The sequence below is a fragment of the Streptococcus sp. CCH8-H5 genome (assembly GCF_001556505.1).
In the GTDB taxonomy this organism is placed as follows: Bacteria; Bacillota; Bacilli; order Lactobacillales; family Streptococcaceae; genus Streptococcus.
On record NZ_LSIZ01000114.1, the window covers coordinates 1 to 297 of the forward strand.

The window sequence follows — 297 nt, forward strand, 5'->3', positions numbered from 1 at the left end:
GATTCTGGAAGACTTGGTTTATCCGCTGGTTTAGCAACTGGTTTAACTTCTGGTTGACTTGCTGGCTTAGAGTCTGCCTTGGCTGCTGCAATATCAACATAACGACGAGCACCACTTGTTGTCACGTATGAAAGCCATTGACGACCATCGGCTGTCAAAACCTTGTCGTAGTTAACGCTCATACCCTTATCATAGTAGGCCAACTCTGGGCTTGAAACCTTAGCTTCTGCCTTAATTGACGTACGACCTGTGAAGGTATAAGTGCCTGATTCTGGAAGACTTGGTTTATCCGCTGGT

Annotated in this window: 1 protein-coding gene; it reads right to left on the bottom strand. The window is 46.1% G+C overall.

The annotated features are described in order from the left end of the window. Nucleotides 1–297 (bottom strand): SH3 domain-containing protein (locus AX663_RS08330; RefSeq protein WP_197414214.1); only part of this gene is annotated, 297 nt, incomplete at both ends.